The organism is Winogradskyella vidalii (assembly GCF_013403955.1).
GTDB lineage: Bacteria > Bacteroidota > Bacteroidia > Flavobacteriales > Flavobacteriaceae > Winogradskyella > Winogradskyella vidalii.
The window spans coordinates 195,082-221,935 of sequence record NZ_JABFDG010000002.1; the positions used below are offsets into that span (position 1 = coordinate 195,082).

Consider the following 26,854-nt stretch of genomic DNA (forward strand, 5'->3'; position numbering starts at 1 on the left):
TTTATTTCATTCTGTAACACTATAATTTTCCTTAAAATCTTAATTCAAAATCTAGTTTAGTTGAAGTGATTACGTTATTTTTATACTAATAAATTTAAATAACTAATAGCTCATTAACTTCATGAATATTTTATACATACATGGTTTAAACAGCAGTTTAAGCCCCGAAAAACGATTGATTTTAGAACAGTACGGAAAGGTCGTTGCACCTTCAATAGATTATGAAAATGCGCCAAATAGTATTTCTGAAATCATTACATCGTGTTCTGATATAACTTTTAATGTGGTTATGGGAAGCAGTATGGGTGGTTTTGCGGGTTATTATGTATCTAACCACTTTCAATGTCCGGCTTTATTATTTAATCCTGCATTAGCAAAACGTCCCGTTGAGCAGCATATTCCAGAATTTGCACATCAAACAAGTCCGGTTAAACATATCGTTTTAGGAACAGAAGACGATGTTGTAAGTGCAAAAGACAGTCTTCAATTTATAGCTGATACTGTTGACTTACAACCGAACATATATATTCATTTAAGAAACCATTTAGCACATCGCATTCCTATAGCTGTTTTTAAAGCGGAAGTTGAAGCCTTTTTTAACCAACTCTAATTACTCATTTTATTCTTATACCCTTTACTCAAATGAAAAACATTCTTTTTACATTCTTTTTTGGAGCTTCTATCCTAATTGCAACTGCACAAGATACCAGTGTAGAAAAATCAACTTTTGGAATACAAACTGGTGTTTTAGGTCTTTGGGGACATCAGGAATCTAAACTTTCAAATTCTATAGCTTTACGAAGTGAAATAGGATTAGATGCAGGAGCATTTAACGAAAATTTTGAAGAGGGATCTCATTTTATTTTAATACCTGCATTAACTATTGAGCCTAGATGGTATTACAACCTAAAGAAAAGAGTGTCTAAATCGCGACGAATAGATGGAAATAGTGGTAATTTTATTTCCATAAAAACAACTTATCATCCTGATCTTGTTATAGGCTCTGTACCAAATTATTTAAATTTTATTAGTGATATATCAATTATTCCAACTTGGGGAATAAAACGAAATATAGGTCAGCACTTTAATTACGAAGCAGGTATTGGCTTAGGCTTTCTTCATTTTTTTAAAGAAGAAAATGTGTATATAAAGGATGAAAATATACTCGGCTTAAATCTTCATTTAAGAATTGGTTACCGTTTTAAATAAAAAAAACGCCAAAGAAAAAATCTCTTTGACGTTTTAAACGATGTCATAAAACACTAACCAATATCAACATCGAATATTATATTTTAAAAGTCATCACAGGTAAAGTTGAGTGATTAGCAATATCTTCTGATACACTACCTTCAAAGAAATGCGATAAGCCTTTTCTTCCATGTGTGGCAACAGCAATAAGATCGGCACCAATTACATTAGCAAAATTGAGTATGCCCTTTTCAATGGAATAATCTGAAACAACATTAATGGCATTTAGGTTATCTAAATCACCTTCGGCTTTCTTTAAAAAGTTAGTGATTTTTTTATCTATTTCAGAAGAACTTTTAAAGTTTCCATCAGGAGAATTCACATATACTAAATGCATTATAGCACCAAGCTTACTAAACGTATCTTTAGCTTTTAAATAAGGTTGCACTGTTTCTTCAGAAAAATCACAGGCAAAAACTACATTTTCAAAATCCAGCAGAATAGGATTATGCTTAATCACCAACACTGGGACATCTGCGTGTCTCACTACTTTTTCGGTGTTAGACCCTATCAACACTTCTTTTATTCCACTAGCACCTTGCGAGCCCATAACAACAAGACTAGCATTAAGTTCTTTAACTACATTATTGACCTCACTCCACACTTTAAAGTGTTTAACAATTGGGTTCACCTTAATTCCTTCTAAATAAGGTTTATCTAAAAAGGCTTCAAATTTTTGTTCAGCCAGTTTTAAATAAAAAACTGCTTCTTGATTCAATGCTTCACTTGCAGATGATAAAACCGCATTAGACAGTTCTAACATATGCAAAACAATGAGTTCGGCCCCAAATTTCTGAGCTAATCCTGCTGCTGCCTCAAGTGCAAACTCTGAATGCTCTGAAAAATCTACTGGTACAATTATTTTATTCATCGGATTATTTTTCTATGTTCTTAACTATATTTCAACTTTAAAACAGGATGACTGTTTTAGCTATGAACGGTTAATTCTTTATTATGGTTTAATCTATATTATAGGTATTTAAATCGTCATTGAAAACAACTTTGTATTCGGTTTTTTTCGTTGTAACAACACATCAAAAGCCATACATATATTTCTTATAAATGGTTTTCCTTTTTCGGTTACAATCACTTGTTTAGATTCAAATTGAAGTAACCCATCCAATTCAAATTCTTTTAATTTTATAAGCACTTCTGTTAATTCAGTAAATACCAAATTGTCAGATTGCCATGATGTTTCAAAATTACACATCAGGTTAAGAATGTGTTTTCTGATGGTTAAATCTTCAGCATTGAGAATATGACCTTTAAATACCGGAATAATATCTTGTTCTAACAAGTCATAATATTCCTTAATAGACTTTACGTTTTGAGCAAAACCATACCAACTATCACTGATTGAAGACACGCCCAAACCAATCATCGCTTGTGTCTTAGAAGCTGTATAGCCCATAAAATTACGATGCATCGTTTTATTTTCCATGGCTTTATAAAGAGAATCATTTTTTAGCGCAAAATGATCCATCCCAATCTCTACATACCCTGCTTTTTCAAACTGCAGTTTCCCTGTTTCGTATTGTTGACGCTTAGATTCTGGTGTTGGTAAATCAGCATCACTAAAACCACGCTGTCCATTACCTTTAATCCATGGGACATGTGCATAGCTATAAAATGCAATACGATCTGGCATTAATGCTTTTGTTTTAGCAATGGTTTCAATAACATCGGCTTCGGTTTGAAATGGTAAGCCAAAAATAATATCATGACCAACTGAGGTGTAACCTATTTTACGAGCTAAATCTGTAGCTCGCTTAACGTTTTCAAAAGGTTGTACGCGGTTAATGGCTTTCTGAATACGGAGATTATAATCTTGAACCCCATAACTCACACGTCTAAATCCTAAATTAAACAATGTTAAGAGATGAGCTTCTGTGGTATTATTAGGATGGCCTTCAAAACTAAACTCATAATCTTCTGCTAATTCAGCCTGATCTAAAAGCCCCGAAATTAATACTTCAAGGTGTTGAGGCGAAAAAAATGTTGGTGTTCCACCGCCAAGGTGTAATTCTTTAATTTTAGGTTTACATCCCAACAACTCAACATAAAGACGCCATTCTTTTAAAACAGCTTCAATATATGGTGATTCTACCTCGTGACGTTTTGTAATCCTTTTATGACAACCGCAAAAGGTGCATAAACTTTCGCAAAATGGTAAATGAATGTACAAACTAATACCTTCTGAAGCGTTACTTTCTTTAAACGAACGCTTTAAAGATGCTTTCCACTGTGCTAGAGAAAAGGTCTCAAGATTCCAATACGGAACTGTTGGATAACTCGTATACCGAGGCCCTGCAACATTATATTTATTGATTAGCGATTGACTCATACCTATTATACTAGCGCTCAAAATTAGTGCAATCGCTAGGGTTAAAATATGATATTTGTCATAAGCCTAAATTATCTCTTTGAAGAATACTTATAGGTCTTGCACGATACCATTTATATATCTAAATTTACTAAAAAATAAAACCCAACATGAAAAGCACAAAATTCTTAGCTGTATTAGCTATTACAGCCTTAGTTTTCACCTCTTGTAAAGACGAAAAAAAAGAAAAAGAAGTAGAAGTAGAAACGACTGAAAACACTACTAAATATGTCGTTAAGCCTGAAGCAACCACAGTATCCTGGGAAGCTTATAAAACCACAGATAAAGTACCCGTTAAAGGTAGTTTTACTGCATTAAAATTTAATGCAAAAGAAGGCGCTACTCCAGAAGAAGCTTTAAATAATTTAGATTTCATGATTCCTATTAGTAGTTTATCTACCAAAGACGAAGCTAGAGATGCAACATTGAAAACAGCCTTCTTTGGCGCATTATTGAGTAGCGAAATTTTAAAAGGAACGCTTAAATATGCTGACGATAAGTATTTTGCAACGATTACAATGAATGAAATTACAGCAGACATACCTTTAGATGTTACTTTTACTGATGAAAGACGCGTAAAAATGAAGGGGCAAATACAGTTAGGAGATTGGAATGCATTAGGTGCATTAGAAGCACTTAATAAAGTTTGTTTTGATTTGCATAAGGGACCTGATGGTGTTAGTAAAACATGGGAAGATGTTGCTATTGAAATCAGCATCTACCTTCGTGACAAATAACAGCCTGTAGTAAAAAAGTTAATATAATTAGGGATTGCGTTAATCCAGTTTTGGTAACGGCTTTACTTTGTTCTAAATTATTAAATAAATAAAATTATGAACAAATTAAGATTAATAGTTATCTGTTTTACTGTTGTATTTGCTACAGCTTGCAAAGACAGTAACAAAGAAAAAGAAGCCCCTGCAACAGTCGTTGAAACAGAACCTGTAATGACTGAAGACATGACTCCTAACGAAAAGAAACTGACCGTTACATTAGCTCCCAAAAATGGTAGTAATGTTGAAGGGTCTATCAATTTTTCTGAGAGTGATAATATGGTCACTATGGTTGGCACTATTACCGGTTTAGAAGAAGGTAAACATGCGATACATATTCATGAAAAAGCAGATTGCTCTGCTGATGATGGTACATCTTCTGGAGGCCACTGGAATCCTACAGGTCAACCACATGGCGCTTGGGGTGATGAAGCGGGTTACCACAAAGGTGATATTGGTAACTTGGTAGCCGATGCTAATGGCCGTGCAACCATTTCAAAAATGACAGATGAATGGTGCATTGGCTGTGAAGATGAGACTAAAGATGTTTTAGGTAAAGCTATTATTGTACACATTGGAGAAGATGATTTAGTAACACAGCCTACAGGAGCTGCTGGTGCTCGTATTGGTTGTGCTGGAATTATAGAATAATAACTATTATTACAATATTTAATTGTTAGAACAATTGCGGTGATTTGCTTCCCCATTTCTGCGAAAACTTCTAAATCAAATCGCATTTAATGGAATTAGAAAGACTTATAAAACAGTTTCAAGATAAAAACCAAGATGCCTTTAGGCAACTCTATGGCATGTATAGCAAAAGTATTCATGGAGTTGTCTATAATATCGTTAAGGATACTGCCATTGCAGATGAGCTGATGCAGGATGTTTTTATAAAGGCATGGCATAAATCAGATAGCTACTCCTCTAAAAAAGGCCGATTTTTTACATGGATTCTCAATATTGCACGCAATGCAGCAATTGACAAAACACGATCTAAAGCCTTTAAGCAATCGCGACAAAACCTTAATGCCGATTATTTCGTAGATATAATTGCAGGTCATGATAATTTAGATGATAGCACAGATGCCATTGGTATTAAAACGTTTGTGACACATTTAGGCGAAAAATGTAAAGCGGTAATAGAATTGCTTTATTTTAAAGGTTTCACTCAAAAAGAAGCTTCGGAGGAATTACAAATGCCCATTGGCACAGTTAAAACACGAAATCGAAATTGTATTCAACAATTAAGAGATATGGTATTGTAATATGGATATAAATACATACATAGCATCGGGAATATTAGAATTATATGTCGCTGGTCAACTTTCAGAAACAGAAAACCAAGAGATTTATAATTTATTAAAACAGCACCCAGAGCTGCTACAGGAAGTGATAGAAATTGAATCTGCTGTGGTTAAGCTAACTGCTGCAGTGTCTCCAAATGCCAAAGGATTTAACTCTATAGAAGAGCGAATAAATGCTGATGAACAGAACGAAGTTATAAAGCTAAAACCTAGGCCTTCTAATTGGATTGCTTATACCGGTTGGGCTGCATCAATTTTATTGGGAACAGGATTATTTTGGACCTTAAACCAAAACACAGAATTAGAACAGCATATTGAATCTGCAAATTTAGAAAATCGCTATTTAGAAACACAAATTGAAGATGCCAGAACAGATTTAGCTGCCACTAAAAATCTACTCAATGTCATTAGAGATAGAGATATTATAGAAGTACCGCTTGGCGGACAAGGGGATTTCGCCTCCAGCTATGCTAAGGTGTATTGGAACAAAGCAGACAACACCATATACTTAGATGCTGCAGGTTTACCTAATGCGCCAGTTGGCAAGGTTTGGCAGGTATGGTCGCTAACCTTAGACCCATTGACACCAACAAGTTTAGGTACGATTGATAATTTTGAAATTGATGATAATAAAATATTTACGATTGCCAATGCTAATGAAAGTCAAGCTTTCGGTATTACTTTAGAACAGGAAGGGGGCAGCCCTACTCCAACTATGGATCAGCTTTATACCCTTGGTGTCGTAAATCCTTCATCCTAACATAAAATTTACTTTAACAACCATAAAAACACCTGATTAAATCATGGTGTTTTTTTATGCTTAAATATGCCATTATAGACAATAAAATCATTTATTTTAATTAGTTTTAGTCAAGACACTTATCTGTATATCATTACATCCAAATATTTACAGTTAGGATAATGATGCTAAAAATAATGCTAGGTAGCGCTGTCTGTAATTTGAAAAACCACCCAAAAACATATGACTTTAGATACCGAAATCATAAGAGCAATTGACTATTCAGACAATGAAGAGTATCAAAAGGCAATTGATATTTGCACAGAAATAGTAAATTCAAATCCGGATTATGACCGCGCTTATTTTGAAAGAGCCATGGCCTATCTCAATATTGACAAGGATCATTTAGCGATTAATGATTTTAAAAAATTATTACAATTAAATCCTGAATATCCTGGAGCCAAAAATTGGTATTCAAGGGTTTTATCTGGACTTGGTGATTTAAAGTCAAGTGCAGATTTAAAATTATCTGCACTAAGAGATAACCCTGAAGGAAAATATGGTATGGGAATTTCGCCACAAAGTTGGGCTGAATGCGCCGAAAGTTTTTACAAAGCTGGTGACATAGAAAAAGCTGAAGAAATTTTGAAGGAGTACTTTGATGTTAAAATTTCAAAAGTTGATAAGTATGTAAATTATGAAACGGCACCTAGAAGAGTTTTAATAAAAATTCTAATAGATACAGGACGGTTTCAACAAGCGCTAAACGAAGCAACAATAGCTATGAAAAGCACTCATAAAGTTCCTGTAGATTACGAATTATTTATTGAGTCTCTAATATTAAATAGGCAAATGGAAAGCGCCGATAAAGAAATTAAAGCTTATTTAGACAAAGTACAGGGAGGCTATGAAAACGATAATATTATTCGATTAAAAGCATTAATTGAAAATGATAGAGATTGATGCAAACCAATAATCCAAAATCAAAAGCATTATGAAAAACCTAATCCAAACGCACCTATTAGTTCTTGTTTTAGTCTTTCTATCGTCTTGTAAGAGCACCGTTGAATATTCTATTAATACTAAAGAAGTTTCTCCATGGGCCATATTAGGATTTGATGCCTTAAATAGAACACCGCAAGAACGCATTGCAATGTTAAACGAGATGGGGTTTACAAAATATGGTTTAAACAAAGGCAACGGCGACTTGAGTACAATGATTGAAGAATTCAAACTCGCTAGCGAAAATAACATCGAAATCACTTCCGTGTTTCTTTGGTTAAATTCCAAAAGAGATACTATTGGCAAATTGAGTCCTGCAAATCAGGAACTACTTAGTAAGCTAAAAAAAGTAAAACAAAAGCCTGTAATATGGGTTAGCTTAAGTAATAATTTCTTCGAGGAAAAAGACCAAGAACAAGCATTAGAATTGTCTGTGGAGATGCTTAAATTTATAAAGAAGAAAGCAGATGAGTCTGGTTGTGAACTCGCAATTTACAATCATCGCGGTTGGTTTGGGAATCCTCATAACCAATTAGAAATCCTAAAACAATTGAATAATCCATCTATAACCATGGTATACAACTTTCATCATGCTCATGAATACGTGGACGAATTTCCTGAAATTATAAAAAAAATTAAGCCCTATTTATCCTATGTAAATTTGAATGGTATAAAAAAAGAAGGGCCTGAAATTTTAACCATTGGGAATGGTGATTATGAATACGAAATGATTAAAAGTTTGATAGATGAGGGCTACAATGGGCCATGGGGAATTATTGGACACATTAAAACAGAAGATGTTCAAAACGTACTGGCTCGAAATATTAAAGGCATAGAACTGTTTAATTCTAAATTCAAATAGGAAACAGAAAATATCGAGGTGGTTTATGAATTGAAGTAACGTAAACGAATGATTAAAAATTATTAATATACATCACTTATGACTTAAAAAAACACCGCTTCGCCCTTAGCTTTATAATTTTTGTTTTTACATCCTACGCTCAAATTAATTAGATTTATAGACCGTGAGAATATTTTAGTGGATAACATCACTACCGTTACAAAATCTAAAATGGAAGACATTAATTTAGAATCCAAAAATTCAGAATTACCAAAGCTTCCACCGCCACCACTACCCCGCGATTAAAAACAAAAAAAGCGACCTGAAATTCAGGTCGCTTTTTTATGCTGTATAATTATTTAATTATTTCGCTCCCGAAACAATAGTCAACTCGTCAACAATATGTTTAGCTCCAGCGTATTTATCAATTAACCAAAGTACATATCTAATATCCACATTAATGGTACGTTGTAAATCTTTATCAAAGATCACATCTCCAGCCATAGCTTCAATATTACCGTCAAAAGCTAAACCAATTAACTCGCCTTTTCCGTTAACGACAGGCGACCCCGAGTTACCTCCTGTTATATCATTATCGGTTAAGAAGTTTATAGATAACTGACCGTATTCATTGGCATAACGCCCGTAATCTTTCTTCTCATAACTATCTAACATTTTTTGCTCTAAATCAAACTCACTATCGTTAGGCTTGTATTTAGCAATCATACCTTTAAACGTGGTATAGTTGTTTTCGTTAGCATCATTTCTTTTATCTGCTGGTAAAGCGCGCACTTTTCCGTAAGATAATCTCAAGGTAGAATTCGCATCAGGATATTGAATAGCACTTAAACCAGACTCACGTAAGCCTTTTACCAATAATCTAAACGACGCTTCATAATCGTTTGTTGGCTGCTCTAAATCTTCAGGCTTTTCTCTGTACTTATCTAATAATTCATTCGATAATTTAAGTAATGGATCACTCTCTAAACGAGCTTCATCTGGATACTCTAAAAATGCTAAAGCACCTTCTTTAGTCGTAAACATACTTAAATCGAAAATAGCTTCAGTATAAGCTGAAAAATCATTGTCGTATTTTGCGCCAACTTCAGCAACTAATTCTGGTAAAGCATAATTAGATTTTGAAGCTAATAAGCCCAATTGTTTCGCTAAAACTTCCTCTTCTAAGGGCAAATAAAAGTCTTTATAAGAATCTTCGATAAAAGCTTCTAATCTTGGCTTAAGATTTTTACGTTCGGCTTCATTAGCCCCTAAGTATTGCTTAAATGCAGAACCAATTCTATAAGGTAACACTGCAAATTTACTAGAACGTAACATGCCAATTAAATAATTGTCTTGCTTTGCTTTTTCGTTGGTAAGCGCATAGTAATTGTTGATGTTTTCAATCACATTGCCATAAGCTGCTTTATTCGCTTTTTTATTCGCCCATTTATCAAACTTAGATTCCGTTTTACGCTTTTTCTCTACGGTTTTATGTTCCGTAAGCGCTGTAATCATACCGCCTCTATTTTTCCAATAGTTAGCGATACTTGCATAAGACGAGGCATACATTAAGTTAACAGACTCATCGGCATCCATGTATTTTTTCATGACATCCATGCTTAATTTTGAACCTTCAACCCAAGCAGGATACGCATAATTTACATTCTGTTCTACCCCAGATGCTGGCATCCAACGGTTGGTACGACCAGGATAACCTAAAATCATTGCAAAATCATCTTCCTTAACCCCATCAATACTTACTGGTAAGTGGTATTTTGCTTTTAATGGTACGTTGTCTGTAGAATAATCTGCAGGCTTCCCATTTTCATCAGCATAAACTCTAAATAATGAAAAATCACCTGTATGTCTTGGCCATTCCCAGTTATCAGTATCACCACCAAATTTCCCTACGCTTTCTGGAGGCGTTCCAACCAAACGTACATCTTTATAATCTTCGTAAACAAAGTAGTAAAATTCATTACCTTGATAAAAAGAACGTACTGAAACGGTGTACTTACCATCTTCACTATTTTCTTTTTCAATTTTAGCAATTTCTTTATTAAGCGCTGCTTGGCGTTCTTTTTCGCTCATGCTGTCATTAACTTGCGCTAACATACGTTCAGAAACGTCATCCATTCTTACAAAAAAGCGTACATATAAACTTTCTGGTTTCATTTCAGCTTCTAAAGAACCTGCCCAAAATCCATTTTTTAAATGGTTTTGTTCTTCTGTAGATAATTCTGCAATAGCACTGTAACCACAGTGATGGTTGGTTAATACCAAACCGCTATCTGATACGATACTCGCTGTACAACCGCCATTAAATTGTACAATAGCATCTTTTAAACTTTGATTATTGATACTATAGATTTCTTCAGGGGTTAATTGTAAGCCCATTTTTTGCATATCGCGATGGTTTAAGCGCTCAATATGCATTAAAAACCACATGCCTTCATTGGCCATTACTGACGAGAATGAAATAATAAAGACAATAATTGTTAAAACTGTTTTCTTCATGTTTAGATTGTTTGTTTTTTATGAAGCGATAAAAGTACTGAAATATATGTTTTAGTAAGGGAGCTCTATATGTTAAAAGCGGGTTAATTTAAGTGGAGAATCTAGGAATTTAAAAATAGTTGTCCAGATTACGGAAAGCCGTAAAACAATTTAACCTTGCTTAAATACTTTTGCTCTTGTCAATAAGAATTGAAGTCAGAATAAACCGAAAAGCGACTCTAAATGGAAGTAGGTAAAATAACTAATTATTAAAAATGAAAAAAAATTTAATTGTATTCACATTGTTATTAATGGCAGGGGCTTTAAGCGCACAAGACAAAATTTATTTTAACGATGGTTCTACTGTTGAGGCCAAAGTATTAGTTGTATCAGAATCCAATATTCAATATAAAAAATTTGACAATCAGACAGGGCCTACATTTGAAGTTGGAGTTTCTAAAATTAATATGATAGTTTATGAGAATGGCTCGCATCAGATGTTTAAAAAAAGTAATGAGGCTACTACATCGAAAAATACGAATAGCGATTTTAGAAAAAACAGAATAAATTTAGATTTATTAGCTATAGGCGAAAATGGTCCCACTTCTATTTCTTATGAAACAATTAATGACGATGGGTCTAGAGGAATAGAATTTCCAATTAGCATTTATTTTAATGCTGATGGCGTGGTTGGTTATACTGCTGGAGCCAACTTAAAGTTTTACACAAGTAAAGAAGGAAAAGGTTTTTATTTTGGGCCTTCATTAGGCTTAGGTCTATTTGACTGGGTTTATTCAGACTATTACTATTATTACGCCACTTCTTCAGATTTTAGTGCATATCTTGGATTTAAACTAGGTTACCAATTTCAAATAAGTAATTTGTTTGGAATAAATTTAGCTGGTAATGGGGGCGGCATCTCAAACTTCGATGAATTTGATTATGGATACTCTGTAAATCTTGGAATAAATTTTTCATTTTAAGAAAAATGAATGAATAGCGTTTGTTTGCTTTTCTAATAGTATAAAAGAAATGGACACTTCTTGTTTTGGAAAGTGTCCATTTTGCGTTTATAACAATCGCTTTGCAAAGTAGAACACATCTAATCGACGCCTTGTCACCTAATTCCTTAAAGACAAGACATCTATTCGCTAGAGAAAAACAGGGCTTTATTCTTTATCAATTTGGCCATCAATTTTCTACACATCAAAACTAAAGCTGTAACTCTTATAAAAAATAATTCCCGAATTGAGGAATCCCGTAAAAGAGCTTGGGGATGATTTAATACATTTACTACCTAACCCACTACAAAACAGTAGTTAAATGTAAATGTCATGGAATTATATAACCAACTCAAAGGACTTGCAAATAAAGTTGAACAATTAAAAGATCAGATTGAAACAGAAGAAAGTACAAAGCATGCTTTTACGCTTCCGTTTATAAATATACTAGGCTATGATGCATTTAATCCTACAGAGGTTGTTCCTGAATTTACTGCTGATTTAGGACTGAAAAAAGGCGAGAAAGTCGATTATGCTATTTTTCAAAATGGCGCTCCAATTTTAATTGTAGAATGTAAAAATTGGAAACAAGATTTAAACGTTCACAACTCCCAATTATTTAGATACTTTCATGTTACAAAAACAAGATTCGCACTCTTAACCAATGGAATTACCTATAGATTTTATACTGATTTAGAAGAGACCAACAAAATGGATGAAAAGCCATTTTTAGAATTTGATATTATAAACCTCAAGGAAAGTACAGCAAAAGAAATTGAGAAATTCCATAAATCGAAATTTGATGTTTCCAAAATCGTAGATAATGCCAGTAACCTAAAATACACCAGAGAAATAAAGCAGCTCATAGACCAAGAACTTCTGTCGCCTTCACAAGATTTTGTACGATTATTTGCCAATAGAGCCTATAACGGAAGACTTACCGCAAATGTTATGGACGAATTTACAGATATTGTCAATAAAGCCTTTACGCAGATTATAAGTGAGAGAGTAAACGACAGACTCAATGCTGCTTTAAATAAAGAAGAAGAAAAACAAAAAGTAGAACAGATTGAAGAGGCTCCAAAAAGCAAAATTGAAACAACAGAGGAAGAATTAGAAGGCTACCAAATTGTGGTTGCTATTTTGAGACGAAAGTTATCTAAAGAAAGAATTGTGTCTAGAGATACCCAGTCTTATTTTGGAATTTTATTAGATGACAACAATCGTAAACCACTTTGCCGACTGCATTTAAATGGCGGAAACAAGTACATCAGCATTTTTGATGAGCATAAAAAAGAAATAAAAACGCCAATAAATTCTATTGATGACATCTACAACTTTGAAAAACAATTATTAAAAACAGTTGAAAATTATACTATGGAATAAGAATTTTACCTATTTTACGGAAAGCTCTTAACAAAGCTATTGGGGTGATTATATATTTGTTGGCAACAATTTGAGACAACACGCGTCTATTAAAAAACATAAGTAAAAACATGGAATATGATTACTCTAAACTAAATGATAGAGAGTTTGAATTATTAGGTGCCTCTATAATTCAGAAAATATTTAATAAGCGTGTTGAAACTTTTAAATCTGGAAGAGATGGTGGTGTTGATGGAAGATTCTGGCTCGGTAAAAGAGAAGGAATAATTCAATGTAAACACTATGTTGAAACACCATATAGTCAGCTTATTTCTAAATTAAATTCAGAGGAAAAGGCTAAAGTAGAAAAACTTAAACCTTCTCGATATATTTTTATCACTTCACAAAAATTATCAAGAAAAAATAAAAAAGAAATTAAAGATTTATTTAATCCATATATCCTTCGTGAAGATGATATTTTCGGAAAAGAAGATTTAAACGATTTTTTATCCAAAAAAGAAAATCAAGACGTTGTTGAACAAAATTTTAAATTATGGATTACTAGTACATCTGTATTAGATTTTATTTATAATAATGCCATTAAAGGGAGAAGTGAAAGTACAATTCGTGATATTGAAGAAAAAGCATACAAATATGCTATTACAGAAAATCATAATAAGGGATTACAAATTTTAGAAGAAAGTAATGTCGTAATAATGACTGGAGAACCAGGAATTGGAAAAACTACTCTTGCCGATAACTTAGCATTATTTTATACTGCGAAAGGATATGAGTTTTGTGATGTCGAAGAAAACATCTCTGAAGCTGAAAGCATATTTAGAGAAAGAGAAAAAAAGAAAATTTTATTTTACTGTGATGATTTTTTAGGTAGTAATTTATATGATGCTATAAATAACAAGAAGGATTCACATATTGTTAAATTTATAAATAGAGTCTCTAAAGATAATTCTAAAAAATTTATCCTAACATCTAGAACAACTATTTTAAATAAAGCATATCGATTAAGCCATAAATTTCAAAATGGAAAAATCAGAGATAATGAATTTTTACTCAAAGTCGAAAATTTAACAAGTATCGACAAAGCCAAAATTTTATACAACCATATTTTTCATTCAAATTTAGATAAAATTTATATAGACAAAATATATGCAAATAAAAGATACAATGATATCATAGAACATAGGAACTTTAATCCTAGAATAATAGAGTTCGTAACAGACAGCATAAGAGTAAATAAAATCAATCCTGAAAATTACTGGAATTATATCAAAAAAAACTTAGAGGAACCAGAAGATATATGGGCAGATTATTTTCAGAATCAAACAGATGATTCAGTTAGAGCATTAGTATATCTCACGGTTTATAATAATGGTAAAATATCAGAAGAAGAGCTAAGGCGTTCATATAATATCTTTCTCAAAATTCACCCAATAAACATGGGAGACCAATCTGATAAAAGTTTTGAAGCTGTTAGAAAATTAGCTACAAAATCAATGTTGAATAGAAACAGATTAGATAATAACAAATATGAGTATGTTCTTTTTAATCCATCAATTGCAGATTTCATAATTAGTTGTTATTCAAATGAAAGTGAATTAATTTCAAATGTTTTAAAGTCTCTAGAAACTGAAACATCCTTGTTATACACAAAATCTATTTTTACAAACAACAAGATTACTCGTGATTGTTTAATGAAAATTCAAGAAAATTTATTTGACTATTTTTTTGAGAAAAAATTGGAAAATCAAAATTGGGATTTCTTAATTCAAATTACAGATTTAGATATTTCAAATATTAATGTAAATACCAGAATAGAAAAATTTCTGAAAACATTAGTAAACACAGAACAACCTTGGGGAAATAAACTATCTGAATTATTATTAATTTTAACAGAATTTGAGCCCAAAATAGAACTTAAAGATTTTTTATTCTTATACCGTTTTACGGAAGACTTTATAGATGAAGAAACATTAAGAGATTTGATGAATTTCGTTGATGCTTTTGACATATATGACACGTATTTAATATCTGTAATAGAAGAATATATATCATATTTTATGGAAGAGATGGTAAAGAATAATGATTTAGATATTGATTTCAGAAATCACATTAATAATAACTACTATCCAGATGGAACACCTGACCTAGATATTGACACCAAATCAATTGAAAATGAAATACAACAAAATATAGATTTATTTTTAGAAGATTTTAATCAATCTACTTTAGAAAAAATTTATGTTAGTTCTTCAGAAGTTATATCAAATTTAGATATAGAAGGTATGGCTATTTCTTATTTAGAAAACCTTGATTATGATGATGACCATGGATATTCAGAAGACTATACTAGCGATTACTCATCCGAAAATGATATTGATGCTATTTTTGAACGCTAATGTAAATTTAAAAAACTGTTGCCAACAAAGTACTGTGGTAAAAAACAAGTAAAAATGCACTAATTTTTCATTAAAGTACTTCTATATGTATCATCATATATTAAACCTGATTTTGCTATAGCAAAAGCCTGTGTTAAGAGCTTATTGCACACGGCTATTAATTCTATGTTACGCTTTATTTTTACTACTATTCTTTCATAAATATCTCTACACACCTTGTTGTATATAATTAATCACTTACTTCTCGTCTTCTCACAAAACCCTACTTAGTTTTCTTTTCCCTTTTTATTCCTTAAATTAGTTGCTCAACCACACCACCAAATCATGAGCCATCATTTAAAACCTCATCATAAGCTATTTACGCTATTCTTGTTGTTGGCCTTAGGATTTCTTTCTTGCAAAACTTCAGATAACAACACTAACCAACTCAAAATCGCTAAAACTTACTATACTGCGCTCAATACTGCCGACACTGCTACAATGACCACTTTGGTTAGCGATAGTATTGTGATTAGAGAACAAGAAGATAATTATGAAGAACGGTTTTCTAATGCGGGATATATTCAATGGTTAATATGGGATGCCGTGTTTAAACCGACTTACAAAGTTCTAGAGCTAAAACAAGACGGCGATACGGTAAAAGCTAAAATTTCTAAAATAGATACAAGACTTCTTTTTCTTCATGAAGAGCCAATGGTTTGGTATGAAACTATTCAATTTGATAATCATCAAATAAAACATGTTGTAAGAACGACATACGAAGTTTTTCACCTTGATAAATTTCTTAAAAACAGAAGCCTGCTAACCAACTGGATTAATAAAAATCACCCCGAACTCAATGGCTTTCTACAGGATCAAACCGTAGTTGGTGGTGTAAAATATTTAAAAGCTATTGAACTCTATTCAAACACAGAATAAACAGTTATAGTTAAGTACTGCATAAAAAAACACCCACTCTCTCGAGCAGGTGCTTTCCCTAACAAAAAAACTCAAAAACATCATGAAAACTTCACGATACGATTAATCTAAACCCTAACTTAAATTAACCTTTCTTGTTAGTCATCAATCAACAAACCTCAGCCTGCTTCCCCACAGTCTAAGGCGTTGCATCTTTAAAACCTATAGCTTACGGTCCCTTTTAAAAAGAATGGTGTTCCTGGGGTAAAATGAATTTCTTCCACAGACTGCGCTTCGTTTTGCAAACGCGATTCTGTGGCAAATTGTGTTTCATTCCAATCCACATCAAACATATTCTCAATAGCCAAACCAAGCGTCACCTTATTCAGTTTATAATTGATGTTAAAATCGGTAACCATATACCCTTCAGCCACAATAGAATTATCTTCATTAGCAGCTCTATCGTCTAAATATCTAAAGCGTACCCCTCCAGAAAACCCATTTAGATTATCGACTGATAAACCACCCGTTAAGGTAAAATCTGGTGCTAAAGGGATATAGTTTTCCCCGTCAGGATCATCAATACTTCTTGCATTTGTAAGTGTTGCATCTGTATCCAAGTATAACCAATCGGTCATTTGGTAACGTAAACCTAAATCTAAACCATAACGTCTTGTTTTTCCGCTTGGCTCCACAATGCCGGCATCGCCAACATAGACAAACTCTTGTTCTAAAAATAAATACCATAAAGCTGAATTCACGACCACTTTTGGAAATGGTTTCCAAACCGTACCCAAATCTGCCCCATAAGAACGCGGTAAAATATCCTCACCTCCATTGGCAACTACTACTCTTGTGTCGTTGGAATGAAAACCTAATCCAGATTTTAAATACAGCTGTAAATTATCTTGGGCATTGTAAAAGAAATTTAATTTAGGACTAAGAATCGTTTTCGTTTCAGATAAGGTTTCATAATTTGTCTGAAGTGCATCGTTGTACAAAAACTTAAAATAATCTAATCGTAAAGCGGGCGCTATTTTCAGTTTTCCAAATTCAAATTCGGCATTCACAAAGGCATCAATATTAGTTTGATTAATATCGCCTAATTGAATATTTTCTAAAGTCGTCGAGCGGTTTAAGGTTCGAGATAACTCAACATCATCAGCAATATCGTGTCTTAAACCTAAACCTGAAGTAAGGGTTAGTTCGGTATCGCCTAAATAGGTGCGATGTGAAATAGCAGTATTAGCACCAAAAATTTGTCGGTCTTCCTTTTGGTAAATTTGATCGCCATTAATAGGATCTTCTAAGAAAAACGTAAAGTTTGAATACAGCTCAAAAGCATAATGCGAATAAAAAGCGTTACTACTTAGTGTCGTCTGATCGTCAATATATTTATCGAAGGTGACATTAAGGTTGGTACGTTCTGTTTCACCACCTTCAGTATCATCAATCGCACCGAATCTAGAAATATTTCCGTTATCAACCTCACGCTGTGGTATTTGTCCTGAAGCATCCCAACGACTTGTAAAATGTGATGCTGTTAAGGTTAATTTGTCATTCTCTGGCGAAAACATCACGTATTTTCCGAATAAATTTAATCGATTAAAATTCTGAGGTGATTCAAAAGGACCATCTGTAGCAATATATTCCATAGCCACATAGGCATTTTGATTGTTCGTGTTTTCCATAAGATTAAATAGTCCTACCGTTCTCAAAGAATTAAACTGACCTGCTGAGAAAGAGATTTCACTTTCTTTTAAATAATCTTTGGTCTTAAAATTCACATAACCTGCGGTATTAAAATCACCTTCTTTGGCGTAATAACCTCCTTTACCAAAATCAATTTTATTGACCGTTTCTGGGATTACAAAATGCAAATCACTATAGCCTTGACCATGCGCATGAGACACCATATTTACAGGCATACCGTCTACAGAAAGTGCTATATCTGTTCCGTGATCAATATCAAATCCACGAAGAAATATCTGTTCGGCTTTTCCGCCACCTGCATGTTGCCCAATAAATAAGCCGGGTACTTTTCGCAATACTTCTTGGGAAGAATTTACAGGGGTTACATTTAAGTCTAATCTCGAAATTGTACTTACAGTATTCAATGCTTCAGAAATCATCATTTCATCTAATTGAAACGTTTTTTCTTCAAGCGTGACTCTAAAATTTTCAATTGATTTTATTTCTAAAATTTTGGTTTTGTACCCTAGTAACCCAACTCTGATAGAGTCTCCAATTTTTGTGTCGGTAATTACAAAAACGCCATTTTCAGAGGTATGTGCATGTGTTTCTGTGGCTAGGTTAAAAATATAAGCGCCATCTAAAGGCTGATTTAATTCATTTTCAACACTACCTTTTAAATTTTGACTGTAAGCAGTTAATGCAAAACAACTCAAGATAAAGCTAATTATGCGGATCTTTTTCATTTTAAAGTTTTAAGATTATGGTTTAATTTCTTCGTGGCAAAACTAATTATTCTACATGGTTTTTGTAAGAATTATAGTCGATTTACTTTTTGAGCCATTCCTGGTCCTAATTCATAAATACTCGCTAAAAGTTCCGTTTTTAAAGGTTTTAGTTGTTCTGTCTTACCTGTTGCCTTATAAATTTCTGCAACATGATATAACACAGCGGGTTCAAAGGTTTTTCCAGCTACAAATTCTTCGATGATTTGATTTGCTTTTTCTATATCGCCATTTTTAAAATAGCTCCACGCTAACAAATCGTAAGATTGTGGTGTTGGTCTATTTTCAACTTCAGATTTGGCAATTTCAATAGCTTTTTTAGGTAATAATAATTCGTCTGTAAGTAAGGTTATATTATAGCCATTATACATGTCACCATAGTGTTTATTGCTAACGGCTTCTTGGTAGTTTTGTAAGGCATTCGCTTTTAATTCTGAATTATTCTGAAATTCAGCAACCTCAGCTTTTAGTAAATCGTAATCGGGAGCTTGGTAATACGTTGAAATGTGATTTAATATATTTAAGGCTTCTTCTGGATTATTTTCATGTGAAAATACAATCCATGCAATTCCTTTTTTAGCATAGGCATCATTGGGGTCTAACTCTAAAGCTTTCAGAAAATAATTATAAGATTTTTCAATTTCGCCTGCATGGCCATAGAAGTCGGCAGAATTGGTATACGCCCATTGCTTCATGCTTTTTAAGTTTGAAGATTCGGCAATTTTAGTGGCTTTTTCCATGTTTTCAATAGCAGCATCTAAATTGCCATTGTGATCTTCCCTTTTGGCTTTCCGGATTAAATAATCGAAATCTGATGTGTTTTTAATACCGCTTAAATACCCTTCGGCTTCAATATAGTTTCCTAATTCTAAGTGCACATCAAATAACATTTTTTTAGTGCCCACTAATTTTTCTCCATTAGCTTCTGCTTTTTTCAATGCAATTAAAGCATCTTTAAAACGGTGTTGCGAGATGTAATTTGCAGCAAGGCTTTTTAGGAGTCCAGCATCACTATCATTAACAATGGTATTCGCTTTTAGAAAATCTTCTTCAGCTTTAATTAAATAAGCAATATTGCCTGTTGAATTAAAAACCTGAGTATTGGCATTGGCACGTTTTACCAAATAAGTGTAAGCATTATTACTGTTTTCAATTTTTTGAGTCCAGAAATCAACGGCTTTTAAAAGTTTAGAATCATCAATAGTTGTTGTGAGGTAAGCTTGATAATCGGAAGACTTTGTAACCTGATCCGAATTACAGCTCCACAGTAAAGCTAATAGCAGTAACGGAAGTATCTTTTTTATGTACATGATAATGTGTTTTTGAGTTTTAAGTATTTTGTGATTTGTAATTGCTTATAAGCTGAAATGAGATTGTTAAATCCCATTTCAGATTATAGTAGCAATCATTTACCAAGGAGACGCTAAGTAAGGGAAAGTGGTTAAAAAGTCTTTGTCATTAGAAGCGACATTATCGCTAGTAAGTCCTGGGAATTCTGGGTCACTTAGTCCGTCTTCACCTCCAAATATCAGTATCAACTCTACATCGATAACATCATCTGCTAAGGCTCTACCTGTTAACACATTGGTACCATCAAAAAAGCTTGTTGGTCCGTCTAAGGAAACGGTTAATACATCGGTTGCTAACACACCTGTAAACTGTGCTGCTGTAAAACCTAACGCATTAGCATCATCAGGGTTTTCTGGATTATAAGCAGGACTCAAAGTTTCTAATTTAGTTTGAAAAGCACTTTGAAACATCGCGCCCATTTCTGAAGGAATGGTGGTGTTAAATGTGTCTTTCATATCATCGTTAACAAATACCGTATTAATAGCAGGTCTAGCCATTTGGTCTTCTTGTATATAAGTTCCGCTAAAGTCTGGACCTGTTGGAGAAACTATATTAATGTCGTCGTCGTTGCTACAGTTAATCGCTGTCATAGAAGCTAAAATAGCAACTGCAAATAATTTTATTGTATTGAATTTCATGTGATTATATTTTAGTATTAATGATTTTTATTGAAACATCTAAGTTTCAGAACATTATTGTTTTCTTTTAGATTCTACCCAAGTTTTAATGGTACCTGAACCACCAATCATAGCTTTAGGCACCTCAACTACTACAGATAAAACATTAGAACCTGCAAAGGTGTCATCGCCTGGATTTTCAAATCCACCAGCATCACCATTGATGATAGCTGTATATTGGTTAAAGTCGAAAAAGAAAGGATCATCTCTTGGACCTGCAAAGAATTTCATACCACCAAACTCTTCTATAATTGCAGATTCGCCATAATTGGTAATATCAACCACTGCTGAATTAGCCGCTGTAGACGCCACCGTACTGCTTAAACCTGTTTGTGATGGTGCTGTTGGTCCATAGAAATACATTTTACCATCTCTAGGAATGGCTTGTATCACCAAATCTTCAACATTGTCGTCATTGGTGTCAATGTTAATTTCTAGCATAACGTTTTCATCAAATGAAGCGCTGCTCGTATCCCCAGGTGCTAGCAAACCTTGTACATTAGCAACAAATGCAATGTTAGAATTGTCCTCGCCTCTAAAGGCGTAAAAATCGGTAATGTCACTAGACCCCCCTTGTACTGCTGGCGCATCAATGTGATCAGCTGCAATAGCAACAAATGTAGCAACGCCTAAAACTGCTGATGCGAATAAAATTTTTGTTTTTTTCATAAGTATTAATTTAATGGTTTGTAATTTTCACTTACCGTTTCCTATTGATTCAGAAACAACAAATGCTTTTTTAATTTTGAGATTTTCGTTAATTATTTTGTCTCTGCTCTACCTACGAAAAAATAAACTGACCGGTTTTGTTAAAATTATGTTAACGAAATAAATACGTGATTTTTCGACATAATAATTTAACTTTGAAGCTTTAAAAATCATCCTATGAATCCATCAGCTAGCGGCTGGATAAAAAAATTACTTAATCAGGTTTCTGAAAGCATATATTCTCAGACTGAGGATAGCGTGTTTTATAGAAATTTGAAACACGCTGGATTTATCTATGGCAGTAATATAAAAGTGGTTCTCGATATTGTGAAACCCTTTGACCTCAGTGAAGAAGAACGTTGTAAAACCAATTTATTACTGACCTTTTATTTTATTCATACCAAAGCAAAAACGGATACCGAGTTTACAACGAGTCTTATTAAATATTATAAGACTATTAGCGACCAAAAGCGTTCGTTTTTTGAAGATCTATTTAGTGATAAATCACCCGATAGTCTTCTGGAAAAAATTATTCATAAACGCATTCATATTGATGATAATTTAATTTCAAAAAGTTTTAATTATTTCTTAATTAATGCGCTTTTATTTGTTGATGTCTTAGGCTATTATCGTTTTCTAGAAGACGAAAAAAACATCAAATCTTATGTTACGAATTTAGAATTTGCCCTAGAAACTATTGTTTTTTCAGTTATTGAAAACAAGACGGAGAAATCGGAATACGACCAAAACCTTATTAAATTATTTGAAAGTTCTATTCGTCATAAAAACGCAGAGGTATTGACTTATAAAGATGCCATCGCTTTTATTAAAACACCTTTAGAGAAATTATACGTCATCGATTTGGTATGTATGGCTTCTTGGACAGATAAAATTATAGACAATGAGGAACGCGCTTTTTTAAAACAATTAGAAAAAGATTTAAATGTTGAACACAAAGTTGTAGTCAGGTCTATAAACGATATCAACTTATTCTATGATGAGCATAAGGATAAGGTTTCATTTTTAAGTTCTAAAAATTTAGCGCAGAGTTTTTACGACAACAGTAGTAAGGTGGTTTCTAAATTAATAAATAGAAATAGTAAACGCCTTATTAAAGAACTATCGGAAAGCAAAGAAGCAATGACGCTTTTAGCGCAATCGACCCAACGTAATCTAACAGATGAGGAACAGAAGAAAATTCAGTCGCAATTAATGGATATTTTTAAATCCATTCCTAGTTTAGCAATTTTTATGTTACCTGGCGGTATGATTTTGTTACCCTTATTTGTGAAATTTATCCCTAAATTATTACCATCTGCATTTGATGATAATCGGATAGACGATAAAAAATAAATTTACTCCAGCCAGTTTTTAAAATCCTTAACACGCTCTCTAGCTACAATAATGTCTTGTTCATTAAAACGGTTGAGTTTAATTTGCAGTCGTGAATTGGTATAACTAATAATATCCTTTATCGCATTGACATTGATATAGAATTTTCTACTAGTTCTAAAAAAGACATTAGGTGCTAAATCGGCTTCAAGTTGGTCTAAAGTGGCATCTAACAAGTAATTTCGGCCTTCTTTAGTATAAGCATAAGTGCCTTTGTTTTCACTATAAATACATTCAATATCTTCTATATTTATGAGTTTTAAATGCTGACCAACTTTAACTGAAAAGCGTTTTTTGTATTCACGCTCAATAGGATTAACTAATAGGTTTTTTATATCATCAAAATCTAGAGTGACAGCTTGTTTTTGAGGAGTTCTTCCTTTATATTTTTCAACAGCCTTTTCTAAATCTTCATCGTCTATAGGTTTTAATAAATAGTCAATACTATTGAGTTTGAAGGCTTGTAAGGCATATTCATCGTAAGCCGTTGTAAAAATTACAGCCGATTTTATATCAATAGCTTCAAAGATTTCAAAAGACAAACCATCACTGAGCTGAATATCTAGAAAAATTAAATCGGGATGCTCATTATTTTGAAACCATTCAATTGATTCTTCAACAGAATGTAGCATGGTTTCCGCATTAATATCTAAAACTTTCAACATACGTTGCAATCGTCTTGCGGATGGTTTTTCGTCTTCTATTATAATAACATTCATTGACTTTAATTTCTTATTTATAATTAACTGATTTTGCTATTCCCAAAAAGTGGTTTCTTCTTTCTTATTCTTAAGGAATTGTTCTGTTTTTTTGTCCTTCCAGCTTTTTTTAAAAATTTGTTTGTCTTTAAATACATTTAAACCGTGAATTATAATAAAAACCGTCCAAACGACTATAACACTCAAATTTAAGCTGATAATATTATTTTTATAAGGCCCTGCAACGATGTATAAATTATACAGCAGAAGTGCGATTACTACAATATATCCGGCCAGGTGAATATAGAATAGCTTAATCCGTCTAAGCGTTTCTTTTGCCTTTTTTAGCTGTTGATGTTTGTCGTCAGTATTCATAGTTTATTCTTAATCCGTTTACTCCCAATTTTCACGTTCTTTCTCCATCATTTCTGCTATTTTTTTCTCTTCCCAATGCTTTCCGAATAAGAAATCGGTTCCAAAAACGCCTAGAAAATGAAATAATAATCCAATACCCCAAAATAGGGCTGTCGCAAAGGTTCCAAAATGGAAAAAACCTTCATCAGAATTGACGCTAATGACAATGATTAAAAAAATATTTACAATCACATAAGACGCCAAGTGCCAATAAAATCCCATAATAGAATCCACTTTTTTTTTAGCTCTTAAATACGCTTCTTCTTCTCTATAATCTCTTCTATCTTGTTGTTCTTCGTAGGGTTCTACAGTATATTTTTCCATAATAATATTTAATCGTTTTGTAATTCATCATTCATATATTTTTCAATTTTACGTGCCTCCCAATCATGTCCTAAAACTAGAGGAAGAATAAACACAGAAAATGCGTGTAATGACAATCCTACACCCCAAACTAACCAAGAGGCAAAGGTGGAAAAATCATAAAAAGCGTCTTCAAATGTTTCACCATTATTCATGTTATTCATAATTTTAACAGTGGATATCACAGTATTAATCACTATAAAAACCGCAAAATGCGTGTAAAATTGCTTAAGTTTCTCAACTCTATTTTTAGCTTTTAAAAATTTTAAATTTGAATCTTGTCTCATAAGTTTTTAAATTAATTCCAACGGTTTTTCGCATCATCTTTTTGCATAAATTCTTTTATTTTTCGCTCTTCCCATTGCCCCCCAAATGCACCATCATCTACAAACACTTTATAGGCCTGAAATGCTAAACCAATACCCCAGCCTAAGGCCGGAAACCAAAACCATTGGATGGTCATATATGAAAATCTGTACCAGATGAACACTAAAAATGGAATCACCAAACAGTAAGAAATTAAACTATAATAGAAGCCTTTTAATTCTTCTACACGTTTACGCGCTCTTACATAATCCTCGTTAAGACGTGCTTGTGACTTTGGTGTGGTTCTCATAATTGATACTTGTTTTGTGAGCATAGGAATGGCGACTACAAAGTCCTTTTCCCGTTGATTAATGTGTACTTTTTTATTTGAAAGCAGCTGGTAACGTTGTTTTATATTTTCTAAACCGACACCACTACTCTTCTTTACAATTTGTTTGGGCTGAAGGTTATTCTGAACGATTAAATGATTAGCATCTTCATATATTATAATGTGCAAGGGTTTGCTAGAAGTCACCATATTGTGTTTTACGGCATTTTCTAAAAGCAGCTGTAAAGACAATGGCACCACTTTACTTTCGGGATTTGATGCCTTATCTGGAATCTCGAAAATGATACTATCTTCAAATCGCATTTTTAAAAGCGACATGTAGGTTCTAGCAAAATTCAATTCTTCATCTACTGTGACTAATTCTTTGTTTTTCTGTTCTAAAACATAACGATAGACTTTAGATAAAGAGGTGGTGAACTTTTGTGCATTCTCAGGATTTTCTTCAATTAAACTGGTTAATACATTTAAACTGTTGAATAAAAAATGAGGGTCTAGCTGATTCTTTAGAGCATCGAACTTGGCACTTGCTGTACCGGCAATGACTTTCTGTTCTTTTATTTTATTTTTTTGCGATTCTTTATAAAAATAAACGGCATGAAAAAATAATGAAATAACTAGCGTAATTAATAGGGCACTAAAATAGAAACTACTACGCTCGGACTCAATAAATTCATACCAAGTTTCACCTTCAATAATTATTTCAATAAAAGCTCTAACAAAGAAAATTGTTATTAAAGTCAGAATGACAGAACCTAAAAAACCGATGATTAACCTGTACTTTTTAAAACGATTCCAAACAATATAACTGTTTATGTACTCAAAGAAATACGTGTTTACTAAACTCAGTGGAATTGAGTAAATCATATAGTAAGAAAAAGACTTAAAGAAATCACTATTAATCTCAATAACAGCTCCAGAGAAAAAACGGATAGTTTGGTCTATAACCATTATAACTAAGCCGACTATAAACCCCGTAACAATCGTTTTAAATAATTTCTTCATTTGTTTTCTTTCTGTTTAATAAGCTTCTATTTACAAGATTCTAATACTTGTACGGCACGGTCTTTTCCCCAATTAGGGTGTAATTTACTTGCTGGCTTAAAGGTATCAAAAAGGGCGATTGCAGACGCTAACTTTTTACAATACGGCGCAGTGTCTTTACCAAAATATTTAGCACTTCCCATTTCCCATTCAATTTTGCCATAAGCTGCTCTTGGATTTGTAGGGTCTATAACTGCTGCTTTTTCATATAACTCTGCGATTTTCGCACCATATTTCATACCATAAGTCATCCCATCAAAAGCGACCCAATTGGTTAAGATATGTGCTTGTATCACTAATAACTCAGCATTATTTTCACTTAGGAGCATGGCGGCATCTATATGCTCTTGTGCTTTATCTAATTGCGCTTTTAATACGGTTTCGTCTTTCTCTGTCCAGCTTTTAATACTATTTATTTGTGCAATATAATAATGAGGCAACCATGCTTCGGGTTCTGCTTTAGCAATACGTTCAAACATGTTTTCGGCTTCATCTGTTTTGTTGGCGCTCCAGAGTTCAAAAGCTTTAGACATGCCTTTTTCAAAATTAGTTTGTGCATTTGTCATTGGTGCAATAACAAAAAATGCGATAAAAATTAGATATTTCATCA

Annotated in this window: 27 protein-coding genes and 1 pseudogene; 14 read left to right on the forward strand and 14 right to left on the reverse strand. The window is 33.0% G+C overall.

Annotation, left to right across the window (positions count from 1 at the left end):
- The first annotated feature begins 121 nt into the window (after positions 1–121).
- Both HM982_RS07695 and HM982_RS07700 read left to right on the forward strand, forming a co-directional pair.
- A complete protein-coding gene (locus HM982_RS07695; RefSeq protein ID WP_179352564.1) occupies positions 122–610 on the forward strand; it encodes a YqiA/YcfP family alpha/beta fold hydrolase in 489 nt (162 codons plus the stop codon).
- Between the two features lie 32 nt (positions 611–642).
- Complete coding sequence (locus HM982_RS07700) at positions 643–1,209, forward strand: hypothetical protein (protein WP_179352565.1); 567 nt, start codon at positions 643–645, stop codon at positions 1,207–1,209.
- A 76-nt stretch (positions 1,210–1,285) separates the two neighbouring features.
- Here the strand turns inward: HM982_RS07700 and HM982_RS07705 are convergent, their stop codons facing one another.
- Together HM982_RS07705 and hemN are read right to left on the reverse strand one after the other, a co-directional pair.
- Positions 1,286–2,119, reverse strand: coding sequence for a universal stress protein (locus HM982_RS07705; RefSeq protein ID WP_179352566.1), 834 nt, complete (start codon positions 2,117–2,119; stop codon positions 1,286–1,288).
- Positions 2,120–2,227: 108 nt separating this feature from the next.
- Positions 2,228–3,592: an oxygen-independent coproporphyrinogen III oxidase gene (gene hemN / locus HM982_RS07710; RefSeq protein ID WP_179352567.1), complete on the reverse strand. Its 1,365-nt coding sequence runs from the start codon at positions 3,590–3,592 to the stop codon at positions 2,228–2,230.
- Positions 3,593–3,741: 149 nt separating this feature from the next.
- On the opposite strand from hemN, the gene HM982_RS07715 reads away from it, so the two are divergent.
- The 7 genes from HM982_RS07715 (at position 3,742) to HM982_RS07745 (ending at position 8,599) form a co-directional block, all read left to right on the forward strand.
- Positions 3,742–4,368 (forward strand): YceI family protein, encoded by a 627-nt coding sequence (locus tag HM982_RS07715; RefSeq protein ID WP_179352568.1) that lies wholly within the window; start codon positions 3,742–3,744, stop codon positions 4,366–4,368.
- A 96-nt stretch (positions 4,369–4,464) separates the two neighbouring features.
- Positions 4,465–5,055 (forward strand): superoxide dismutase family protein, encoded by a 591-nt coding sequence (locus HM982_RS07720; protein WP_179352569.1) that lies wholly within the window; start codon positions 4,465–4,467, stop codon positions 5,053–5,055.
- Positions 5,056–5,144: 89 nt separating this feature from the next.
- The gene (locus HM982_RS07725; protein ID WP_179352570.1) at positions 5,145–5,672 is read left to right on the forward strand and encodes an RNA polymerase sigma factor; all 528 of its coding nucleotides are present in this window, start codon (positions 5,145–5,147) and stop codon (positions 5,670–5,672) included.
- A gap of 1 nt (position 5,673) precedes the next feature.
- The gene (locus HM982_RS07730; protein ID WP_179352571.1) at positions 5,674–6,471 is read left to right on the forward strand and encodes an anti-sigma factor; all 798 of its coding nucleotides are present in this window, start codon (positions 5,674–5,676) and stop codon (positions 6,469–6,471) included.
- A 222-nt stretch (positions 6,472–6,693) separates the two neighbouring features.
- Positions 6,694–7,413: a tetratricopeptide repeat protein gene (locus HM982_RS07735; RefSeq protein ID WP_179352572.1), complete on the forward strand. Its 720-nt coding sequence runs from the start codon at positions 6,694–6,696 to the stop codon at positions 7,411–7,413.
- A 31-nt stretch (positions 7,414–7,444) separates the two neighbouring features.
- Positions 7,445–8,314 carry a sugar phosphate isomerase/epimerase family protein gene (locus HM982_RS07740; RefSeq protein ID WP_179352573.1) on the forward strand — a complete coding sequence of 290 codons (870 nt, stop codon included), beginning with the start codon at positions 7,445–7,447 and terminating at the stop codon, positions 8,312–8,314.
- Positions 8,315–8,434: 120 nt separating this feature from the next.
- The gene (locus HM982_RS07745; RefSeq protein ID WP_179352574.1) at positions 8,435–8,599 is read left to right on the forward strand and encodes a hypothetical protein; all 165 of its coding nucleotides are present in this window, start codon (positions 8,435–8,437) and stop codon (positions 8,597–8,599) included.
- A 57-nt stretch (positions 8,600–8,656) separates the two neighbouring features.
- Here HM982_RS07745 and HM982_RS07750 read toward each other — a convergent pair whose 3' ends face one another.
- On the reverse strand, positions 8,657–10,810 hold the full coding sequence (locus HM982_RS07750) for a S46 family peptidase (protein ID WP_179352575.1): 2,154 nt from the start codon (positions 10,808–10,810) through the stop codon (positions 8,657–8,659).
- Between the two features lie 254 nt (positions 10,811–11,064).
- On the opposite strand from HM982_RS07750, the gene HM982_RS07755 reads away from it, so the two are divergent.
- The 3 genes from HM982_RS07755 (at position 11,065) to HM982_RS07765 (ending at position 15,572) form a co-directional block, all read left to right on the forward strand.
- A complete protein-coding gene (locus tag HM982_RS07755) occupies positions 11,065–11,772 on the forward strand; it encodes a hypothetical protein (RefSeq protein ID WP_179352576.1) in 708 nt (235 codons plus the stop codon).
- Between the two features lie 351 nt (positions 11,773–12,123).
- Complete coding sequence (locus HM982_RS07760) at positions 12,124–13,176, forward strand: type I restriction endonuclease (protein ID WP_179352577.1); 1,053 nt, start codon at positions 12,124–12,126, stop codon at positions 13,174–13,176.
- Positions 13,177–13,286: 110 nt separating this feature from the next.
- A complete protein-coding gene (locus HM982_RS07765) occupies positions 13,287–15,572 on the forward strand; it encodes an nSTAND3 domain-containing NTPase (RefSeq protein ID WP_179352578.1) in 2,286 nt (761 codons plus the stop codon).
- Between the two features lie 59 nt (positions 15,573–15,631).
- Here HM982_RS07765 and HM982_RS18500 read toward each other — a convergent pair.
- Positions 15,632–15,796 (reverse strand): annotated as a pseudogene (locus HM982_RS18500) (IS110 family transposase); the annotation flags it as partial.
- Positions 15,797–15,896: 100 nt separating this feature from the next.
- Here HM982_RS18500 and HM982_RS07770 point away from each other — a divergent pair.
- Complete coding sequence (locus tag HM982_RS07770) at positions 15,897–16,490, forward strand: nuclear transport factor 2-like protein (RefSeq protein WP_179352579.1); 594 nt, start codon at positions 15,897–15,899, stop codon at positions 16,488–16,490.
- A 194-nt stretch (positions 16,491–16,684) separates the two neighbouring features.
- Here the strand turns inward: HM982_RS07770 and HM982_RS07775 are convergent, their stop codons facing one another.
- The 4 genes from HM982_RS07775 to HM982_RS07790 all read right to left on the reverse strand — a co-directional run bounded on the left by HM982_RS07775 (position 16,685) and on the right by HM982_RS07790 (position 21,642).
- Positions 16,685–18,907, reverse strand: coding sequence for a TonB-dependent receptor (locus HM982_RS07775; protein ID WP_179352580.1), 2,223 nt, complete (start codon positions 18,905–18,907; stop codon positions 16,685–16,687).
- A gap of 71 nt (positions 18,908–18,978) precedes the next feature.
- Positions 18,979–20,256: a tetratricopeptide repeat protein gene (locus tag HM982_RS07780; protein WP_179352581.1), complete on the reverse strand. Its 1,278-nt coding sequence runs from the start codon at positions 20,254–20,256 to the stop codon at positions 18,979–18,981.
- 99 nt (positions 20,257–20,355) lie between these two features.
- The gene (locus HM982_RS07785; protein ID WP_179352582.1) at positions 20,356–20,934 is read right to left on the reverse strand and encodes a DUF4331 family protein; all 579 of its coding nucleotides are present in this window, start codon (positions 20,932–20,934) and stop codon (positions 20,356–20,358) included.
- A gap of 54 nt (positions 20,935–20,988) precedes the next feature.
- A complete protein-coding gene (locus tag HM982_RS07790) occupies positions 20,989–21,642 on the reverse strand; it encodes a DUF4331 family protein (protein WP_179352583.1) in 654 nt (217 codons plus the stop codon).
- Positions 21,643–21,858: 216 nt separating this feature from the next.
- Between HM982_RS07790 and HM982_RS07795 the strand changes: the two genes are divergently transcribed.
- Positions 21,859–23,034, forward strand: coding sequence for an LETM1-related biofilm-associated protein (locus tag HM982_RS07795; RefSeq protein WP_179352584.1), 1,176 nt, complete (start codon positions 21,859–21,861; stop codon positions 23,032–23,034).
- A 2-nt stretch (positions 23,035–23,036) separates the two neighbouring features.
- On the opposite strand, the gene HM982_RS07800 is transcribed toward HM982_RS07795, so the two are convergent.
- From HM982_RS07800 to HM982_RS07825, 6 genes are read right to left on the reverse strand one after another with little or no spacing between them, the layout of a single operon-like run.
- Positions 23,037–23,792 carry a LytR/AlgR family response regulator transcription factor gene (locus tag HM982_RS07800; protein ID WP_179352585.1) on the reverse strand — a complete coding sequence of 252 codons (756 nt, stop codon included), beginning with the start codon at positions 23,790–23,792 and terminating at the stop codon, positions 23,037–23,039.
- A 36-nt stretch (positions 23,793–23,828) separates the two neighbouring features.
- Complete coding sequence (locus HM982_RS07805) at positions 23,829–24,146, reverse strand: 2TM domain-containing protein (RefSeq protein ID WP_179352586.1); 318 nt, start codon at positions 24,144–24,146, stop codon at positions 23,829–23,831.
- A gap of 18 nt (positions 24,147–24,164) precedes the next feature.
- Positions 24,165–24,509, reverse strand: a complete 345-nt coding sequence (locus HM982_RS07810; RefSeq protein ID WP_179352587.1) for a 2TM domain-containing protein — start codon at positions 24,507–24,509, stop codon at positions 24,165–24,167.
- Positions 24,510–24,517: 8 nt separating this feature from the next.
- On the reverse strand, positions 24,518–24,835 hold the full coding sequence (locus HM982_RS07815; protein WP_179352588.1) for a 2TM domain-containing protein: 318 nt from the start codon (positions 24,833–24,835) through the stop codon (positions 24,518–24,520).
- Positions 24,836–24,846: 11 nt separating this feature from the next.
- Positions 24,847–26,205 (reverse strand): histidine kinase, encoded by a 1,359-nt coding sequence (locus HM982_RS07820; RefSeq protein WP_179352589.1) that lies wholly within the window; start codon positions 26,203–26,205, stop codon positions 24,847–24,849.
- Between the two features lie 26 nt (positions 26,206–26,231).
- Complete coding sequence (locus tag HM982_RS07825) at positions 26,232–26,852, reverse strand: tetratricopeptide repeat protein (protein ID WP_179352590.1); 621 nt, start codon at positions 26,850–26,852, stop codon at positions 26,232–26,234.
- Positions 26,853–26,854 lie beyond the last annotated feature (2 nt).

Bases quoted from the DNA above. Each gene is read 5' to 3' on its own strand.
- HM982_RS07775 (WP_179352580.1), bottom strand. From the start codon at position 18,907: ATGAAAAAGATCCGCATAATTAGCTTTATCTTGAGTTGTTTTGCATTA.
- HM982_RS07760 (WP_179352577.1), top strand. From the start codon at position 12,124: ATGGAATTATATAACCAACTCAAAGGACTTGCAAATAAAGTTGAACAA.
- HM982_RS07780 (WP_179352581.1), bottom strand. From the start codon at position 20,256: ATGTACATAAAAAAGATACTTCCGTTACTGCTATTAGCTTTACTGTGG.
- HM982_RS07700 (WP_179352565.1), top strand. From the start codon at position 643: ATGAAAAACATTCTTTTTACATTCTTTTTTGGAGCTTCTATCCTAATT.
- HM982_RS07800 (WP_179352585.1), bottom strand. From the start codon at position 23,792: ATGAATGTTATTATAATAGAAGACGAAAAACCATCCGCAAGACGATTG.
- HM982_RS07815 (WP_179352588.1), bottom strand. From the start codon at position 24,835: ATGAGACAAGATTCAAATTTAAAATTTTTAAAAGCTAAAAATAGAGTT.
- HM982_RS07820 (WP_179352589.1), bottom strand. From the start codon at position 26,205: ATGAAGAAATTATTTAAAACGATTGTTACGGGGTTTATAGTCGGCTTA.
- HM982_RS07750 (WP_179352575.1), bottom strand. From the start codon at position 10,810: ATGAAGAAAACAGTTTTAACAATTATTGTCTTTATTATTTCATTCTCG.
- HM982_RS07735 (WP_179352572.1), top strand. From the start codon at position 6,694: ATGACTTTAGATACCGAAATCATAAGAGCAATTGACTATTCAGACAAT.
- HM982_RS07810 (WP_179352587.1), bottom strand. From the start codon at position 24,509: ATGGAAAAATATACTGTAGAACCCTACGAAGAACAACAAGATAGAAGA.
- HM982_RS07805 (WP_179352586.1), bottom strand. From the start codon at position 24,146: ATGAATACTGACGACAAACATCAACAGCTAAAAAAGGCAAAAGAAACG.
- HM982_RS07765 (WP_179352578.1), top strand. From the start codon at position 13,287: ATGGAATATGATTACTCTAAACTAAATGATAGAGAGTTTGAATTATTA.
- HM982_RS07705 (WP_179352566.1), bottom strand. From the start codon at position 2,119: ATGAATAAAATAATTGTACCAGTAGATTTTTCAGAGCATTCAGAGTTT.
- HM982_RS07825 (WP_179352590.1), bottom strand. From the start codon at position 26,852: ATGAAATATCTAATTTTTATCGCATTTTTTGTTATTGCACCAATGACA.
- HM982_RS07725 (WP_179352570.1), top strand. From the start codon at position 5,145: ATGGAATTAGAAAGACTTATAAAACAGTTTCAAGATAAAAACCAAGAT.
- HM982_RS07740 (WP_179352573.1), top strand. From the start codon at position 7,445: ATGAAAAACCTAATCCAAACGCACCTATTAGTTCTTGTTTTAGTCTTT.
- HM982_RS07770 (WP_179352579.1), top strand. From the start codon at position 15,897: ATGAGCCATCATTTAAAACCTCATCATAAGCTATTTACGCTATTCTTG.
- HM982_RS07720 (WP_179352569.1), top strand. From the start codon at position 4,465: ATGAACAAATTAAGATTAATAGTTATCTGTTTTACTGTTGTATTTGCT.
- HM982_RS07795 (WP_179352584.1), top strand. From the start codon at position 21,859: ATGAATCCATCAGCTAGCGGCTGGATAAAAAAATTACTTAATCAGGTT.
- HM982_RS07790 (WP_179352583.1), bottom strand. From the start codon at position 21,642: ATGAAAAAAACAAAAATTTTATTCGCATCAGCAGTTTTAGGCGTTGCT.
- HM982_RS07695 (WP_179352564.1), top strand. From the start codon at position 122: ATGAATATTTTATACATACATGGTTTAAACAGCAGTTTAAGCCCCGAA.
- HM982_RS07785 (WP_179352582.1), bottom strand. From the start codon at position 20,934: ATGAAATTCAATACAATAAAATTATTTGCAGTTGCTATTTTAGCTTCT.
- HM982_RS07730 (WP_179352571.1), top strand. From the start codon at position 5,674: ATGGATATAAATACATACATAGCATCGGGAATATTAGAATTATATGTC.
- HM982_RS07755 (WP_179352576.1), top strand. From the start codon at position 11,065: ATGAAAAAAAATTTAATTGTATTCACATTGTTATTAATGGCAGGGGCT.
- hemN (WP_179352567.1), bottom strand. From the start codon at position 3,592: ATGAGTCAATCGCTAATCAATAAATATAATGTTGCAGGGCCTCGGTAT.
- HM982_RS07715 (WP_179352568.1), top strand. From the start codon at position 3,742: ATGAAAAGCACAAAATTCTTAGCTGTATTAGCTATTACAGCCTTAGTT.